Source organism: Klebsiella sp. K-Nf6 (assembly GCF_002806655.1).
Taxonomy (GTDB): Bacteria; Pseudomonadota; Gammaproteobacteria; order Enterobacterales; family Enterobacteriaceae; genus Klebsiella; species Klebsiella variicola.
Window position 1 is genome coordinate 50,702 of record NZ_PIBN01000014.1, and the last position, 17,217, is coordinate 67,918.

The 17,217-nt window shown below is 56.1% G+C and carries 13 protein-coding genes and 1 pseudogene; 7 read left to right on the forward strand and 7 right to left on the reverse strand.

The window, feature by feature from the left end:
- A complete protein-coding gene (locus CWM61_RS20775) occupies positions 1 to 924 on the forward strand; it encodes an Rpn family recombination-promoting nuclease/putative transposase (protein WP_100631849.1) in 924 nt (307 codons plus the stop codon).
- Here CWM61_RS20775 and CWM61_RS20780 read toward each other — a convergent pair.
- From CWM61_RS20780 to bglK, 5 genes are all read right to left on the reverse strand, one after another.
- A complete protein-coding gene (locus tag CWM61_RS20780; RefSeq protein WP_020947395.1) occupies positions 921 to 1,622 on the reverse strand; it encodes a DnaA inactivator Hda in 702 nt (233 codons plus the stop codon). The genes CWM61_RS20775 and CWM61_RS20780 overlap by 4 nt on opposite strands.
- 98 nt (positions 1,623 to 1,720) lie before the next feature.
- A complete protein-coding gene (gene uraA / locus CWM61_RS20785) occupies positions 1,721 to 3,007 on the reverse strand; it encodes a uracil permease (protein WP_061153689.1) in 1,287 nt (428 codons plus the stop codon).
- Positions 3,008 to 3,102: 95 nt separating this feature from the next.
- A complete protein-coding gene (gene upp, locus CWM61_RS20790) occupies positions 3,103 to 3,729 on the reverse strand; it encodes a uracil phosphoribosyltransferase (protein WP_061153688.1) in 627 nt (208 codons plus the stop codon).
- Between the two features lie 196 nt (positions 3,730 to 3,925).
- Positions 3,926 to 5,380 (reverse strand): 6-phospho-beta-glucosidase, encoded by a 1,455-nt coding sequence (locus tag CWM61_RS20795; RefSeq protein ID WP_100631850.1) that lies wholly within the window; start codon positions 5,378 to 5,380, stop codon positions 3,926 to 3,928.
- A gap of 9 nt (positions 5,381 to 5,389) precedes the next feature.
- Positions 5,390 to 6,283, reverse strand: a complete 894-nt coding sequence (gene bglK / locus CWM61_RS20800; RefSeq protein ID WP_100631851.1) for a beta-glucoside kinase BglK — start codon at positions 6,281 to 6,283, stop codon at positions 5,390 to 5,392.
- A 263-nt stretch (positions 6,284 to 6,546) separates the two neighbouring features.
- Here bglK and purM point away from each other — a divergent pair, with 263 nt between their 5' ends.
- From purM to ppx, 4 genes are all read left to right on the forward strand, one after another.
- Positions 6,547 to 7,584, forward strand: coding sequence for a phosphoribosylformylglycinamidine cyclo-ligase (gene purM, locus CWM61_RS20805; RefSeq protein ID WP_008803825.1), 1,038 nt, complete (start codon positions 6,547 to 6,549; stop codon positions 7,582 to 7,584).
- A complete protein-coding gene (gene purN, locus CWM61_RS20810) occupies positions 7,581 to 8,222 on the forward strand; it encodes a phosphoribosylglycinamide formyltransferase (protein ID WP_012540904.1) in 642 nt (213 codons plus the stop codon). Before purM ends, purN begins: the two co-directional genes overlap by 4 nt.
- Before the next feature lie 179 nt (positions 8,223 to 8,401).
- On the forward strand, positions 8,402 to 10,462 hold the full coding sequence (gene ppk1 / locus CWM61_RS20815; protein WP_002913838.1) for a polyphosphate kinase 1: 2,061 nt from the start codon (positions 8,402 to 8,404) through the stop codon (positions 10,460 to 10,462).
- Between the two features lie 3 nt (positions 10,463 to 10,465).
- Positions 10,466 to 11,998 (forward strand): exopolyphosphatase, encoded by a 1,533-nt coding sequence (gene ppx / locus CWM61_RS20820; RefSeq protein ID WP_008803823.1) that lies wholly within the window; start codon positions 10,466 to 10,468, stop codon positions 11,996 to 11,998.
- 55 nt (positions 11,999 to 12,053) lie between these two features.
- On the opposite strand, the gene CWM61_RS20825 is transcribed toward ppx, so the two are convergent.
- On the reverse strand, positions 12,054 to 14,282 hold the full coding sequence (locus CWM61_RS20825) for an EAL domain-containing protein (RefSeq protein ID WP_100631852.1): 2,229 nt from the start codon (positions 14,280 to 14,282) through the stop codon (positions 12,054 to 12,056).
- A gap of 370 nt (positions 14,283 to 14,652) precedes the next feature.
- Here CWM61_RS20825 and CWM61_RS20830 point away from each other — a divergent pair, with 370 nt between their 5' ends.
- Positions 14,653 to 14,826, forward strand: coding sequence for a YfgG family protein (locus CWM61_RS20830; RefSeq protein ID WP_064774528.1), 174 nt, complete (start codon positions 14,653 to 14,655; stop codon positions 14,824 to 14,826).
- A 96-nt stretch (positions 14,827 to 14,922) separates the two neighbouring features.
- On the opposite strand, the pseudogene CWM61_RS20835 reads toward CWM61_RS20830, so the two are convergent.
- Positions 14,923 to 15,835 (reverse strand): annotated as a pseudogene (locus CWM61_RS20835) (LysR family transcriptional regulator).
- Between the two features lie 72 nt (positions 15,836 to 15,907).
- On the opposite strand from CWM61_RS20835, the gene CWM61_RS20840 reads away from it, so the two are divergent.
- A complete protein-coding gene (locus CWM61_RS20840) occupies positions 15,908 to 17,137 on the forward strand; it encodes an MFS transporter (protein ID WP_100631872.1) in 1,230 nt (409 codons plus the stop codon).
- Positions 17,138 to 17,217 lie beyond the last annotated feature (80 nt).

A 17,217-nucleotide genomic window follows, 5' to 3' on the forward strand; every position in this document is an offset into this window, starting at 1 on the left:
ATGAAAAAACCAACCTCCACGCCCCATGACGCCGTGTTTAAGACCTACCTCTCCCATCCCGATACCGCCCGCGATTTCCTGCAACTGTATCTGCCCGAAACGCTGCTTAAAGTATGCGATCTGCGTACGCTGCATCTCGAGTCGGGGCATTTTGTCGAAGACGATCTGCGTCCCTTTTATGCCGACATTTTGTATTCCCTGAAAACCACGGCGGGAGACGGCTATATTTATGCGCTTATCGAACACCAGAGCACGCCCGACCGGCATATGGCCTTTCGTCTGATGCGCTATGCCATCGCCGCCATGCAGCGTCATCTCGATGCCGGTCACGCTCGTCTGCCGCTGGTGATCCCTGTCCTCTTCTATCATGGTCAGGTAAGCCCCTACCCGTTCTCACTGCGCTGGCTCGATGAATTCACCGCCCCGGAGCTGGCCAGTCGTCTTTATCACGAAGCGTTTCCGCTGGCGGACATTACCGTCATTCCGGATGACGACATTGCCACCCACCAGCGCATGGCAACGCTGGAGTTACTGCAAAAACATATTCGACAACGCGATCTGGCGCAGCTCCTCGACAAACTGGGCGAATTATTATTGACTGAACTGGCGACGGAATCGCAGGTACAAGCCCTGATGCACTATCTGGTACAGGCAGGCAATACGCGCGAGCCGGTCAAGTTCATTCGCGAACTGGCGTTACGTACGCCGCAGCATAAGGAGACGTTGATGACGATTGCGGAATATCTCGAGCAACAGGGACTGGAGCGGGGACTGGCGCAGGGGCGACAGGAAGGCCGACAGGAAGGCCGGAAAGAAGAGGCACTGCGTATCGCCGCCGCCATGCTACACAGTGGCCTGGCGCGCGATCTGGTCGCTCATCTGACCGGACTGACGGAGCAGGAGCTGGCCCCACTGGCGGACTAGAGCTTAAGGATCTCTTTCACGAAGGGGATCGTCAGCTTGCGCTGGGCGGTAATCGAGGCATGATCCAGCTGATCGAGGGTCATAAACAGCGAGCGCATCTCGCGATCCAGCCGCTTCAGCAGGAAGCGGCACACGTCTTCCGGCATCTCGAAGCCGCGTAATCTGGCGCGCAGCTGCAGCGCCTGCAGTTTGTCTTCATCCGACAGCGGCTGCAGCTTATAGATCTGCCCCCAGTCCAGCCGCGAGGCGAGATCCGGCAGACCAAGATTTAACTGCCGCGGTGGCCGATCGCCGGTGATCAGCAGTCGGGTTTTGCCTGATTCCAGGATCCGGTTGTAGAGATTAAAGATAGCCATTTCCCAGGGCTCATCCCCGGCAACGCATTCAATATTATCAATGCAGACCAGCGCCAGCTGTTCCATCCCCTCCAGCACCTCCGGCACAAACCACGTCCGTTTATCCAGCGGCACGTAGCCCACCGCATCCCCGCGCTGGGAAAGCTCGGCGCAGGCGGCGTGTAACAGGTGGCTGCGACCTGCCCCTTCACGTGACCAGATATAAATGTACCCGCTGTGTTCCTGCCGCAATACGTTCTGGAGGGCAGCAAGTAGGGAAGGATTATCACCCGGCCAGAAACTCGCGAAGGTTTCGTCGTCAGGAAGATACAGTGGCAAAGAGAGCTGTGCCGGTGCGTTCAGATGGACCTCAACATAGGCTTACAGAAAAACGCGGAGAGTTTACCACAGATTTAGGTCAGGAGAGAACCGGGCGGGATCGCCGCCCGGTCAGGAGATCGTTATTTAGCCTCTTCGCTATCAGCGGCGTCGAGGACCACCTCTTCCGGACGCAGGACGCTGATAAGCTTGAAAATCAGGCTGAGCGCGATGCCCACGATGGTCGCCAGCGCCATCCCTTTCAGCTCAGCAGCACCGATGTGCACTTTAGCACCGCTGACGCCGATGATCAGGATCACGGAAGTGAGGATCAGATTCTGCGCTTTGCTGTAATCCACCTTCGATTCAATCAGTACACGGATCCCCGAGGCGCCGATCACCCCGTACAGCAGCAGCGAAACGCCCCCCATCACCGGTACCGGGATGATCTGGATAGCCGCCGCCAGTTTGCCAACGCAGGAGAGCAGAATCGCAATGATCGCCGCGCCGCCGATAACCCAGGTACTGTAGACCCGGGTAATCGCCATCACGCCGATATTTTCACCGTAGGTGGTGTTGGGCGTCGAACCGAAGAAACCGGAGATGATCGTCGACAGGCCATTGGCAAACATCGAACGATGCAGGCCCGGGTCGCGGATCAGATCGCGTTTAACGATATTGGCGGTCACCACCAGGTGCCCCACGTGCTCGGCAATCACCACCAGCGCGGCAGGCAGAATGGTGAAGATGGCGAACCACTCAAAGCGCGGCGTGTAGAAGGTTGGCAGGGCGAACCAGTGCGCTTCGGCAATCGGGGTGGTATCGACCACGCCCATCACAAACGACAGCGCATAGCCCACCAGCACGCCGATCAGGATCGGGATAATCGCCAGGAAGCCGCGGAACAGCACGGAACCAAACACCGTCACCCCCAGCGTCACCATCGAAATAATGATGGTTTTGCTGTCAGGTGATTGGCCATCCGCCGGCAGCAGCCCGGCCATATTGGCCGCCACGCCCGCCAGCTCGAGGCCGATAACCGCCACAATGGCGCCCATCGCCGCCGGCGGGAACATCACATCCAGCCAGCCGGTACCGGCTTTTTTGACAATAAAGGAGACGATGCAGAACAGCACGCCGCACATAATAAAACCGCCCAGCGCCACTTCGTAGCCCAGCGGCAACAGCAGCAGCACCGGGGAGATAAAAGCGAAGCTCGATCCCAGATAAGCGGGAATTTTTCCTTTACAAATAAAGAGGTACAACAGCGTACCGATGCCGTTGAACAGCAGGACGGTGGCCGGGTTAATGTGGAACAGAATAGGCACCAGTACCGTTGCGCCAAACATGGCGAACAGATGTTGCAAACTAAGCGGGATTGTCTGTAAAAGCGGCGGTCTTTCACTCACCCCGATGGCACGGCGCGTCATAGTGTATTCCTCTGAGAGTCGTCTGTTATTTGCTGTGGATTACTTTTATTCAAAAAAAAGCCGACTCTCAAAGTCGGCTTTTTTCGCGGTATGTTTTATTTCGTTCCAAAAATCTTGTCGCCGGCATCGCCGAGACCGGGAATGATATACCCGTGTTCGTTCAGCCCCTTATCGACAGAGGCGGTATACAGCTCAACGTCCGGGTGGGCTTTCTCCAGCGCGGCAATCCCTTCCGGCGCCGCTACCAGTACCAGCACCTTAATACTGGTGCAGCCGGCGTTTTTCAGCAGATCGATAGTGGCGATCATCGACCCACCGGTTGCCAGCATCGGGTCAACCACCAGCGCCATACGCTCATCGATGTTGGACACCAGCTTCTGGAAGTAAGGTACCGGCTCGAGAGTCTCTTCATTACGATAGATACCGACCACGCTAATGCGCGCGCTGGGGACGTGCTCCAGCACCCCTTCCATCATGCCAAGGCCTGCGCGGAGGATAGGCACAACGGTAATTTTCTTGCCCTTGATCTGCTCAACTTCCACCGGGCCATTCCAGCCTTCGATGGTCACTCTCTCGGTCGCCAGATCGGCGGTGGCTTCATAAGTCAGTAAGCTGCCCACTTCTGAGGCGAGTTCACGGAAGCGTTTGGTGCTGATGTCGTGCTCGCGCATCAGGCCCAGCTTGTGTTTGACGAGTGGGTGTTTGACTTCCACAATCTTCATTCTCTTTCTCCTCTGAGGGGCGGCCACAAAAAAAATCGCGGGATTATACCGCTTTTTGCGGATTGTGCCATACCCATCTTGCTTGACGTATATCAAGCAAAGTGATTTAGAGACAAAAAAACCGGAGGCAAGGCTCCGGCTTGGGTGCGGGGTGCAGTCCATACGCTTACGCGGGCCTACGAGTATTGTAGGTCGGTTAAGCGTTAGCGCCACCCGACGACGACAGGTTCTCCCCGTTGCTGGCAATCACCTGTTGATACCAGGCAAACGACTTTTTCCGGCTGCGAGCCAGCGAGCCATTGCCTTCATTATCTTTATCGACATAAATGAAGCCGTAGCGTTTTTTCATTTCCCCCGTGCCGGCGGAAACCAGATCGATACAGCCCCACGGGGTGTAGCCCATCAGATCAACGCCATCCTCGACTACTGCCTTTTTCATCTCCGCGATATGAGCGGAGAGATAATCGATACGATATTGGTCATTGACGCTGCCGTCCGCTTCACGGACATCGATCGCGCCAAAACCGTTTTCGACAATAAACAGCGGCAGTTGGTAGTGGTCCCAGAACCAGTTCAGCGAATAGCGCAGGCCGACCGGATCAATCTGCCAGCCCCAGTCCGACTTTTTGACGTACGGGTTGGAGACCAGGCTGGTGGTTTCATCATAATCAAGCAAGGGGTTGTCTTCAGTGGCTTTGGTAGCGAATGACATATAGTAGCTAAAGCCAATGTAGTCGACACAGCCCTCGGTTAACGCCTGGCGATCGGCTTCGGTGATATCCAGGGTAAAGCCGCGGCGGGCAAAATAGTTGAGCAGATGCTGCGGATAGTGGCCGCGCACGTGAACGTCGGTAAACCAGTAACGGCGGTGCATGGCGTTCATCGCCATCATCATATCGTCCGGCGCGCAGGTCAGCGGATAGATGGGACACATAGCGATCATGCAGCCAATCTGCAGTGCAGGGTTAATCTCGCGCGCCGCTTTCACCGCCAGGGCGCTGGCCACCAGCTCATAGTGCGCAGCCTGGTACATCACCGGCTCCCGGTCTTCACCCGGCAAATATCTCAGACCAGAGTTGGTGAAGGGGGCAAAGTCCTCATGGAAGTTGGCCTGGTTGTTGATCTCGTTAAAGGTCATCCAGTACTTCACTTTATGTTGATAGCGGGTGAAAACGACCCTGGCAAAGCGCACGAAAAAGTCGATCAGCTTCCGGTTGCGCCAGCCGCCGTACTCAGTGACCAGGTGATAAGGCATTTCAAAATGCGACAGCGTAATCACGGGCTCAATGCCGTGTTTCAGGCATTCGTCGAACAGATCATCGTAAAACTTCAGGCCAGCCTCGTTGGGCTCCAGCTCATCACCCTGCGGGAAAATACGCGTCCAGGCAATCGAGGTGCGAAAACATTTGAAGCCCATCTCGGCAAACAGCGCCAGGTCCTCCGGATAGCGATGATAAAAATCGATCGCCTCATGGTTAGGGTAATTTTTCCCCGCCACCACGCCGTCGGTAATTTCACGCGGCACGCCGTGGGCACCGGCGGTCATCACGTCCGCCACGCTGATCCCCTTGCCGCCCTCCTGCCAGCCGCCCTCTAACTGATGCGCCGCGACCGCGCCGCCCCACAGAAAACCTTTTTTAAATCCGGACATAGTCTCTCCCTAATGTCGATCGTCGCCAGGCGAACGATAGTGCTGATTGAAATGGTAAACCGCGCCAATCAGGCCGGCATCGTTGCCGTGACTGACGGTATCGAGATAGTCGGCAATGCCGAACCAGGCCAGATGCTCCTGTAGCAGCGCCAGAAATCCTGGACGTTCCACAATGCCGCCGCCGATAAAGATGGTCTGCGGATCGAAGATATTGACGAGGTTATAAAGGCCATGACCCAGGCCATTGAAGAACTCAGCGACCAGGCGCTGACAAACCGGGTCGCCGGCGTCATAGCGGTCAAAAATCATTTCGCCTGTCACGCTGTCCAGCGGCGCACCGATATGTTCCGCATAGCGATGGCGTAGCACTCGCAGGGTGCAGTTCTCATTCATCGAATAGCGACGAGGATCGCGCCCGCCGGGACGGTCGGTGAGCATGTAACCGAACTCACCGGCGCGAAAACGCGCCCCGTGAACCAACTGATGATGGCAATAAATCGCCCCGCCAATGCCTGTGCCAATGGTGAGTACCAGAAAATTGGCCATTTCCGCCGCTTTGCCCTGCCAGCGCTCGGCCAGCAACACACAGTTGGCATCATTTTCAACTGAGACCGGCAGTCCGGTCCGGGCTTCAAGCCATGCTTTCATGGCGAAGTTATCAAATCGACGAATAGCGCCGCCCATGGTGATAAAGCCGCTGTGCGGATCAACATAACCCGGCGCGCTGATGGCTACCCCTTCACACGACGGGTGGGCCGCCAGCCACGACAGCATTGCCTGTAAAATATGATCGCCATCGCTGTCATTGATCGACTGCTTCGCGCTTTCCAGCAGCCTGCCGTCGCGGGTCATCACGCCCATTTTTAATGCGGTGCCACCAATATCGAATGCCGCAATTTTCATTCATCCCTCTCCTGACCAGCGTCAATCACCGGAAAAATGCGTGGCAAACCAACACAGAAACCGGTTTCAGTCGTATGATGAGGATTCCTTTACGCTGAGGCAAGCACAAGACTGTACCCGGTTTCATTTTCGTGAGCAGTATCAAATTTGACCATCCATCCGCTGTTTCACGCCGACTGTAAAGCAGGCTCGCAAACGTTTGCTTTCCCTGTTAGAATTGCGCCGATTTTTCTTGCTTACCGCAAACGCGTGGAGACTTCGCAGTGACCGACAAAACCTCTCTCAGCTATAAAGATGCCGGCGTGGATATTGATGCAGGCAACGCTCTCGTCGACCGTATTAAGGGCGTGGTGAAGAAAACCCGTCGCCCGGAAGTGATGGGGGGACTGGGCGGATTCGGCGCGCTGTGCGCACTGCCGCAGAAATACCGCGAGCCGGTACTGGTCTCCGGCACCGACGGCGTCGGTACCAAGCTGCGTCTGGCAATGGATCTGAAGCGTCACGACACCATCGGTATCGACCTGGTCGCCATGTGCGTGAACGACCTGGTGGTTCAGGGTGCTGAGCCGCTGTTTTTCCTGGATTATTACGCCACCGGTAAACTGGACGTCGATACCGCGGCCAGCGTCATTAACGGCATCGCCGAAGGCTGCCTGCAGTCCGGTTGCGCGCTGGTGGGCGGTGAAACCGCAGAAATGCCGGGGATGTACCACGGTGAAGATTACGACGTAGCGGGTTTCTGCGTCGGGGTGGTGGAAAAATCAGAAATCATCGACGGCAGCAAAGTGGCCGACGGCGACGTGCTGGTGGCGCTGGCGTCCAGCGGCCCGCACTCTAACGGCTATTCACTGGTGCGTAAGATCATTGAAGTCAGCGGTGTCGACCCGCAGACTACCGACCTTGACGGCAAACCACTGGCCGACCATCTGCTGGCGCCAACCCGCATCTATGTGAAATCAGTGCTCGATCTGATCGCCAGCGTTGACGTTCACGCCATCGCCCACCTGACCGGCGGCGGTTTCTGGGAAAATATTCCGCGCGTGCTGCCGGATAACACCCAGGCGATCATTGATGAGTCCTCCTGGCAGTGGCCGTCCGTCTTCAACTGGCTGCAAACCGCCGGTAACGTCAGCCAGCATGAAATGTACCGTACCTTTAACTGCGGCGTGGGGATGGTTATTGCCCTGCCGGCTGCAGAAGCAGACAAGGCCATTGCCCTGCTGAACGAGAAAGGTGAAAACGCGTGGAAAATCGGTTATATCAAAGCTTCCGATTCCGAACAGCGTGTGGTCATTGCATGAAAAACATCGTGGTGCTGATTTCCGGTAGCGGCAGCAATTTGCAGGCGATCATCGACGCCTGCGGCCGTAAACAGATAAACGGTACCCTGCGTGCGGTATTCAGTAATAAGGCCGATGCGTTCGGTCTTGAGCGCGCGCGCGCGGCCGGCATCCCGGCCCACGCGCTGGCGCAAAGTCAGTTTGCCGACCGGGAAGCGTTCGATCGGCAACTGATGCATGAAATCGACGCCTATGCCCCGGATCTGGTGGTGCTGGCGGGCTATATGCGTATCCTTAGCCCGGCGTTCGTCAGCCACTATCAGGGACGTCTGCTGAACATCCATCCTTCGTTACTGCCGAAGTATCCTGGCCTGCATACGCATCGTCAGGTGCTGGAAAACGGTGATGAGGAGCATGGGACCTCGGTGCACTTCGTCACCGATGAGCTGGACGGCGGTCCGGTAATCCTGCAGGCCAAGGTGCCGGTCTTCGCTGGCGACAGCGAAGATGAGGTGACGGCGCGGGTTCAGGCCCAGGAACATGCCATTTATCCGCTGGTCATCAGTTGGTTCGTCGATGGGCGTCTGCGCATGGCAGGCAACCACGCCTGGCTGGATGAACGACAACTTCCGCCCCAGGGCTATGCCGCTGAAGAATGAACAACAGCCCCGCCTGTCCCTGTCGCGGGGCTTTTTTTTAATTAAAATTGTTTATTAATCAAACATCTCACAGAAATAATTCTTCTTACTGTCATATAGTTGTGACACAGTAAATCGCTATGCAGAAAAATTCGTCATAATAGTCTACGTCCTGTGAGTAAAACGGAGTGTGAGCGGTAATGGGCCAGGAAAAGCTATACATCGAAAAAGAACTCAGCTGGTTATCTTTTAACGAGCGCGTGCTGCAGGAAGCGGCGGACAAGAGTAACCCGCTGATTGAGCGCATGCGCTTTCTGGGGATCTACTCCAACAACCTTGATGAATTTTACAAAGTGCGCTTCGCTGAGCTTAAGCGGCGGATTATTATCAGTGAAGAACAAGGCAGTACCGCCCATTCTCGCCACCTGTTAGGCAAAATTCAGGCCCGCGTTCTGAAGGCCGATCAGGAATTCGATAGTCTGTACAACGAGCTGCTGCTGGAGATGGCGCGTAACCAGATCTTCCTGATCAACGAGCGCCAGCTGTCTGTCAATCAGCAGGCCTGGCTGCGCAACTACTTCAAACAGTATTTGCGTCAGCATATCTCGCCGATCCTGATTAACCGCGAAACGGACCTCGTGCAGTTCCTGAAAGATGATTACACCTATCTGGCGGTGGAGATTATCCGCGGGGAAAACATCAACTATGCCCTGCTGGAAATTCCGTCAGACAAAGTGCCGCGCTTCGTAAACCTGCCGCCGGAAGCGCCTCGCCGCCGTAAGCCAATGATCCTGTTGGATAACATCCTGCGCTACTGCCTGGATGATATCTTTAAAGGCTTCTTTGATTACGATGCGCTGAACGCCTACTCGATGAAAATGACCCGTGACGCCGAGTACGATCTGGTGCATGAGATGGAGTCGAGCCTGATGGAGCTGATGTCTTCCAGCCTCAAGCAGCGTCTGACCGCCGAGCCGGTTCGCTTCGTCTACCAGCGCGATATGCCGGATGCGATGGTCGAAATGCTGCGCGATAAGCTCTCCATCTCCAACTACGACTCGATGCTGCCGGGCGGCCGCTATCACAACTTTAAAGACTTTATCGGCTTCCCGAACGTGGGCAAGGCGAATCTGGTCAATAAGCCGATGCCGCGCCTGCGTCATCTGTGGTTTGATAAATTCCGCAACGGCTTCGACGCCATTCGCGAACGCGACGTGCTGCTCTACTATCCCTATCACACTTTTGAGCATGTGCTGGAGCTACTGCGTCAGGCCTCGTTCGACCCCAGCGTACTGGCGATCAAAATCAACATCTACCGCGTGGCCAAGGATTCGCGCATCATTGACGCGATGATCCACGCCGCCCACAACGGTAAAAAAGTCACCGTGGTGGTAGAGCTGCAGGCGCGCTTCGATGAAGAGGCGAACATTCACTGGGCGAAACGCCTGACGGAAGCGGGTGTCCACGTTATCTTCTCCGCGCCGGGTCTGAAGATCCACGCCAAGCTGTTCCTTATCTCGCGTAAAGAAGGCGATGAGGTGGTGCGCTACGCCCACATCGGTACCGGTAACTTTAACGAGAAGACCGCGCGGATCTACACCGACTATTCGCTGTTAACCGCCGATGCGCGCATTACCAATGAAGTCCGCCGCGTGTTTAACTTTATTGAAAACCCCTACCGCCCGGTCAGCTTCGATTACCTGCTGGTGTCGCCGCAGAACTCGCGCCGTCTGCTGTATGAGATGATCGATCGCGAGATCGCCAATGCGCAGAACGGGCAGCCCTCCGGGATTACGCTGAAGCTGAACAACCTGGTGGATAAAGGGCTGGTGGACAGACTGTACGCCGCCTCCAGCTCCGGCGTGCCGGTCAATCTGTTGATCCGCGGCATGTGCTCGCTGATCCCTGGACTGGAAGGTATCAGCGAGAATATCCGCGTCATTAGCATCGTTGACCGTTTCCTCGAGCACGACCGGGTCTATTGTTTTGAAAACGGTGGCGATAAACAGGTCTGGCTCTCCTCTGCCGACTGGATGACGCGTAACATCGATTACCGTATTGAAGTTGCTGCCCCGCTGCTCGACCCGCGTCTGAAACAGCGAGTGCTGGATATTTTTGATATCTTGTTCAACGATACGGTAAAAGCACGCTATCTTGATAAAGAACTGAGTAATCGCTATGTGCCGCGCGGCAATCGCCGTAAAGTACGCGCACAGATGGCGATTTACGATTATCTCAAATCACTCGAACAACCCGACTAACCTATGCCAATAAACGAAATAACCCCTCGGCCGCAGGAATTCGCTGCGGTCGATCTTGGTTCGAACAGTTTTCATATGGTGATCGCCCGTGTCGTCGATGGCGCCATGCAGATCATTGGACGCCTGAAACAGCGCGTGCATCTGGCCGATGGCCTTGATGAAAACTCGGTGTTGAGCGAAGAAGCGATGACCCGCGGGCTGAACTGCCTGTCGCTGTTTGCTGAACGTCTGCAAGGGTTCTCCCCTTCCAGCGTCTGCATCGTCGGGACGCATACGCTGCGTCAGGCGACCAACGCGGCGGAGTTTCTTAAACGCGCGGAAAAAGTGATCCCCTACCCGATCGAGATCATCTCCGGCAATGAAGAAGCGCGCCTGATTTTTATGGGCGTTGAGCATACGCAGCCAGAGCGCGGTCGTAAGCTGGTGATCGATATCGGCGGCGGTTCGACCGAGCTGGTCATCGGTGAAGATTTTGAACCCCGCCTGGTGGAAAGCCGTCGCATGGGCTGCGTGAGCTTCTCGCAGGCCTACTTCCCTGGCGGGACAATCAATAAAGAAAATTTCCAGCGAGCTCGCCTGGCGGCGGTACAAAAACTGGAAACCCTGGCCTGGCAGTTCCGTATTCAGGGCTGGACCGTGGCGCTGGGCGCCTCCGGCACCATTAAAGCTGCGCAGGAAGTGCTGGTGGCCATGGGTGAGAAGGACGGGTTTATTACGCCGGAACGCCTCGAAATGCTGGTCAGTGAGCTGCTGAAGCATAAAAACTTCGACGCGCTCAGTCTGCCTGGCCTTTCTGAAGATCGTAAAGCGGTCTTTGCCCCGGGGCTGGCGATTCTGTGCGGCGTGTTTGACGCGCTAGCCATTAAAGAGCTTCGTCTGTCCGATGGCGCCCTGCGTGAAGGCGTGCTGTACGAGATGGAAGGCCGCTTCCGCCACCAGGATATTCGTAGCCGCACGGCGCAGAGTCTGGCGAATCAGTACAACATCGATCGCGAACAGGCACGCCGGGTGCTGGAAACCACCACCCATATGCTGGAACAGTGGCAGGAACAGAACCCCAAGCTGGCTAATCCGCACCTTGCGGCGCTGTTGAAGTGGGCGGTGATGCTCCATGAGGTAGGGCTGAATATCAACCATAGCGGTATGCATCGCCACTCGGCCTACATTCTGCAGAACAGCGACCTGCCGGGCTTCAACCAGGAGCAGCAGATGCTGATGGCCACCCTGGTGCGCTATCATCGCAAAGCGATAAAACTCGACGACCTGCCGCGCTTTACGCTGTTCAGGAAAAAGCAGTTTCTGCCGCTGATCCAGCTGCTGCGCCTGGGCGTGCTGCTGAATAACCAGCGTCAGGCCACCACCACGCCGCCGACGCTACGGCTGCAGACGGAAGCTCACCACTGGACGCTGACCTTCCCGCACAACTGGTTTAGCCAGAATGCGTTGGTGCTGTTGGATCTGGAAAAAGAGCAGCAGTACTGGGAAGGTGTGCCGGAATGGCTGCTGAAGATTGCTGAAGAAGAGCCAGACGCCTGAGCCGCGCTCCTGAATATTCTCCAGGCCGGGCCATCGCGCCCGGCTTTTTTCCGCTTCAGGCAGTCATCCCCTCCGCCAGCTGCGCCAGTGGCACCGGTACGCCGATATCGTAGCCCTGCAAATAATCGATCCCCAGCGCGATAACCGCCTGGCGTATCTCCGGCGACTCGACATATTCAGCCACCACCTGCATGTTCTTCATGCGCGCCAGACGACAAATAGAGTCCACTACCTGATAATCGAGGCTGCTGGCAAGCAGATTGCGAATAAAGCTGCCGTCGATTTTAAGAATGTCGACGTTCATCGTTTTTAACCGGGCGTAGCTGGCGTAACCGGTACCAAAATCATCGATCGCCACCCGGCAGCCCAGCGCCCGCAGATGCTCTAATGTCTGACAGACCAGCTCAGGGTTACTGAGCGCATAGTTCTCGGTCAGCTCGAAAATAATCTGCCATGGCTCAATGTTGTACGTCTGCAGCAGCGCCTCGACCTCCTGAGGAAACTGGCTGCGGCTCAGCGAGACCGGAGAGAGATTGATCGCCAGCCGCAGACCGGGCAGTGCCTCGCGGTGGGTATCCATAAAGGCCAGCGTGTGCTCAACGACCCACTGGTCGACGCGGGTGGAGAGGCCAAACTCGTGCGCCACTGGCAGGAACGCGTTTGGCCCCGTCAGTTCGCCTGATACCCCTTCCATCCTCAGCAATACTTCATGGTAGTTATCGCCGCGGATGCCCTGAATAGGTTGCGCCATCAGGACAAAATGGTCTTGTTCCAGCGCCTTCAGGATGCGATTCATCATCACCACTTTATCTTTCAGATCCTGCTGAACATGGCCGGCGCCGCGGCGCTGCATATTCTCTGGATGGCCGCTGGCCAGCGACATGTCGGCAATCGTGTTTAGTTCGCCAAGCAGCAAATACAGATGCTTGACCGGTGAGCGAACGTTGCAATAGCTCATGCCGATCCGCGGCTGCAGCGGGACGCCATCCCAGTGAAAACGGAACTGTCGGAGGGAGCGGTCGATTAAATGAATGCGCGCCTGATGCCCTTCGCTGTTAAGGCGAAAAACCAAATCATGGCCGGCAAGGTGATACACCGCTTCGTTGGGCTGCAGCAACGCACTCAGGTGGTTCGCCAGCATTTGCTTATACTGAATGCGTAACAAAACCCCGTAGTGGCGCCCCAGCAGTTCCAGCTCAGGAATGCGCAGAAAACAGAGCGTCGACCAGCTCGTGCCATTGAGCGCACGGCTCAGCGCCCGCAAATTAGGCATATGTACGACCGGGTCGAGGAAAGCCATTTGCCGGACGCGAGCGTAGATCAGACGCTGCTGTGTTGCCAGCATCGCCGTGTAGGCGACAATAAACGAGAACACCAGATAGCTTGACGAGGTGATCGCCAGTTGGGTGTTATAGCTCGGATAAACCGGTAAGTAACGGTAATGAAAATGGATCACAGCGATCAACACCGGCGTCCAGATCAGCGAGATAAAACGATAGCCAAAACGCATGGCTCCCCAGAGCATGACCGGCATAAGTAATGATAACGTATAATTCGTGCTAAATATGGTGCTGGTATCATTAAGTGGCATCAATAATAGACCCAGCAGCAGGATTAATATCGCCGCCCAGCAAATGATTTCAATGGTTTTTATTTTTGGATCAATTTGTAAGCGAACCTGAGAAATAAATCCGCGAAAATGAAAAGGGTTGCGTATTAAACGCAGCAGAAAATAACACAGCGGCACGCCCGTCAGACACCCCACCATCAGCGCCTGAAAGGTGATTAACGAACGTAAACTGAAGGGCGTAATACCCGTCATCTCCGTCGTACGCGGATGCAGTCCCAGGTATTCAGCGATCTGTGACAGAATCAGAAAAATGACCGAGGGGAGTAGCATTTGCCAGAACAGACGATGCGGCATCAGTTTGACGTTACCATGCGAGACCTGCTGGCGCCGGGGGACAAAGATCCGATACCCACCCCAGCACAGCACGCAGGGAATGAGAAAATGAAACAGCACGCCGATAGCCTGCTCGGGCGTCATTCCTCGGGCCAGCGTGAGCAGCAGGCCAATGATGATACCCGGGATCGCCGCCCAACCGAAAAACATCATCAGGCTGAGTACCAATGCCAGGGGAAGATAATAGAGAAATACCATGTGACCATTCAGCATGGTGTAGGTATTCGCCAATCTGGCAAGAGGTAATAACAGCGCAGGCAGGACAAGCGGTAAAGCCCACCACTTGTCGCGATATTGTTGATAGTATTTTAATAAATTCATAGGTGCTCTACAGGGAACCTCTGCTCCTGCGAGGCATATTCAGGCAGGCATCCAACCACCCCATGCTGACCGCATAAGTAATAACGATACGGTAATGTCCGCTGATTTTAGTGGTCAAGAAAATAGGGCTGTTGATATAAATCAACAAATACTGACGCTAACATTAATAAAACTTATTTTTTTACCTTTTTATCGCTAATAAAGTGAGCATGTAAATACGATGATTATCTTATATAACATTAATTAATGTTTTCACTGCGGCACTTTTACATCTGCATCAATTGACCCCAGCTCGTTCCTGTGCCTTAATACCCCCATCGCCCATCTTCGGGTATACTTCAAGGAACCTTTTGTGAGTCAGGCACCCAGTATGCGTAAACGACATCGATTTAACCGTCGCATGACCCGTATCGTACTGCTTATCAGCTTTCTCTTCTTCTTTGGACGCTTTGTCTACTCCTCCATCGGCGCCTGGTACCATCACCAGGATAAAAAAACGTCGCAGGAGTCTTCACTCACCGTCGAGCCCTCAGCCCGCGAGTAATTCTTTGATTCTGATACAGGAAGCACCACACTCCGCAGTCAGAGCGACCTGCGGCTGATGTCCTGCCTTTGATACAGTCGTTTTGCCGTCGGCGATTTATAAGCGCACGGCATGCAGCAGGCGCAGCATTTCCGCGATACCTTTTGTCACAATTTTGTCCTGACGCATGACTACCGCCAGCTGTCGATATAGCCGCGGCGCCAGCGAGTGCACGCTTAATCCGTCGCGATCCTCCTCCTGCTCCACCGCCATGCGGGGCACGATGCTGTAGCCCAGTCCTGCCCGCACCATCCGTTTAATCGCCTCGATGCTGCCCAACTGCATCACCGGCGTGACCGCCATTCCCGCCGAGCGGAACCAGCGGTCAATCAGATCCCGGGTGCCGCTGCCGGCTTCGAAGGCAATGAGCGGCAGCGCCTGCAGCTCGGCAGGGGTACAAACCGCCGACATCGCTGCTTCGTGGCGAGCATGGATAACCACGAACTCCTCGTCAACCACTGAGGTCACTGCCAGACTGCGTCCCTGTACGGGCAGGGTAACCAGTCCGAGATCGAGGCGGTTTTCCTCCACCGCCCGGACGATATCCAGCGTGTTGCCGGTGGTCACCCCCACCGTCAACAGCGGGTGCTGTTGACGAAGATGCTGCAGCAGCGGTGGGAGAAGATGAATGCAGGCCGTCGCCCCGGTCCCTAACGTCAATGACCCATTAACTTCCTGACTGAATGCGCTGACCGACTGCACCGCGCTATTCACCGCCCGATCGATCTGCTCACTGTGGGCCAGCAATGCCATTCCCGCCGCCGTCGCCTTGATCCCGCGTCCGGTGCGCTCCAGCAACCGGATCTGTAGAAACTGCTCCAGCTGACGCACCTGCAGGCTGACGGCAGGCTGGGAGATCCCCAACGCATCGGCGGCGGCTGAAAAGCTGCCGCGTTGTACGACCAGCCGGAAGGTCGCCAGGTTTCCCAGGTTCAGTGTTGTCATGCAAAGTTTCTCTTATACCGCGCATAAGGTGGCCGCTATGCCAGAACAATAGCCTGCCGGGTATGCTCAGGACAACTGCCTTAACGGAATGAAAACCATGGAAACGCCAGCTATTCCCCGACGCCTCGCCTTCACCGCGGGCGGTCAGCAACTGATCAACTGGGGGATCTCTTTTTATATGCCCGGCACCTTTGCCCAGGCCATCGCTGCCGACAAGGGGTGGACGTCACCGCAGATCTATCTTGGCCTGACGCTCGCCATGCTGATGATGGCCGTTGTTTCTCCGTTCGTCGCCAGACTGCTGGCTCGCTTTGGCGGGCGGCACGTGGTCACCAGCGGAACCTTACTGATAGCCGTCAGCTGCGCTGTCATGGCCTGGTGTCCTTCACTTGCCGGCTGGTACGGCGCCTGGCTGCTGACCGGAATTGGCATGCGGCTCTCGCTGTATGATGCGCTGTTCGCCGCGGTGGTGAATCTGTACGGCCAGCAGGCGCGGAAAACCATTTCCCACATTACTCTTGCCGGCGGCCTGGCTTCGGCCCTCTTCTGGCCGCTGGGCGAAGCGTTATTAACCGTCATGTCCTGGCAGGATGCCCTGCGGATCTATGCGCTGTTTGGCGTACTGAGCGCCTGTCTGAGTTATCAGTTGCCGCGCCAGCGACTCAGTACATCGGTGAAAATGATAGCCCCAACGACGACAGCAGAGGGCGATCGGCGTAACGGAGTGCGTTACGCGATCTTTATTGCGCTGATCACCTTCATCTCCAACGGTACCTCCACCCATCTGCCGGAGTTTATCAGCCACTTTGGTCTGCCGGTTGCCGTCGGTATGCTGTGGGGGTTTGGCCAGACCGGCGCCCGGCTGGGGGAAGTGCTGGCCGGTCCCCGGGTCACCCCACTCACGCTGACGCGTTTTACTGCGCTCGCCATGCCGCTCTGTTTTCTCCTTGGATTGAGCAGCACGGCTTATGCCGGGTTCGCAGCCGGGTTTGTGCTGGGCTATGGCGCGATTAACGGGCTGGTGACGATTGTCAAAGCGACGCTACCGCTGGCGCTGTTTAGCGCAGAAAGCTATGCCAGCCGCACCGGTATCCTGCTGATCCCCGGGCAACTGATGGCGGCTGCCTCACCCTTTGCCTACGCATGGCTGAACCACCGGCTGGGCATTATCGGCGGAATGTGGGTGTCCACCGGGTTAACGCTGATCGTTGCCGGACTGGCGCTGGCGATGGTGCGTGGGGCGGGCAAGGCACAGCCGGGCAAACTTCCCACACTCCACCCGGCGGCGGCAAAAAATGGGCCAGCTGAACATCTGCCGGAACCGTAAACGGGGAATTCACAGCCCCCCTGCCAGATAGCGTCCAGGGATGATGGGATTGAGGAGAGGCATAAAGTAAAAAACCCTCT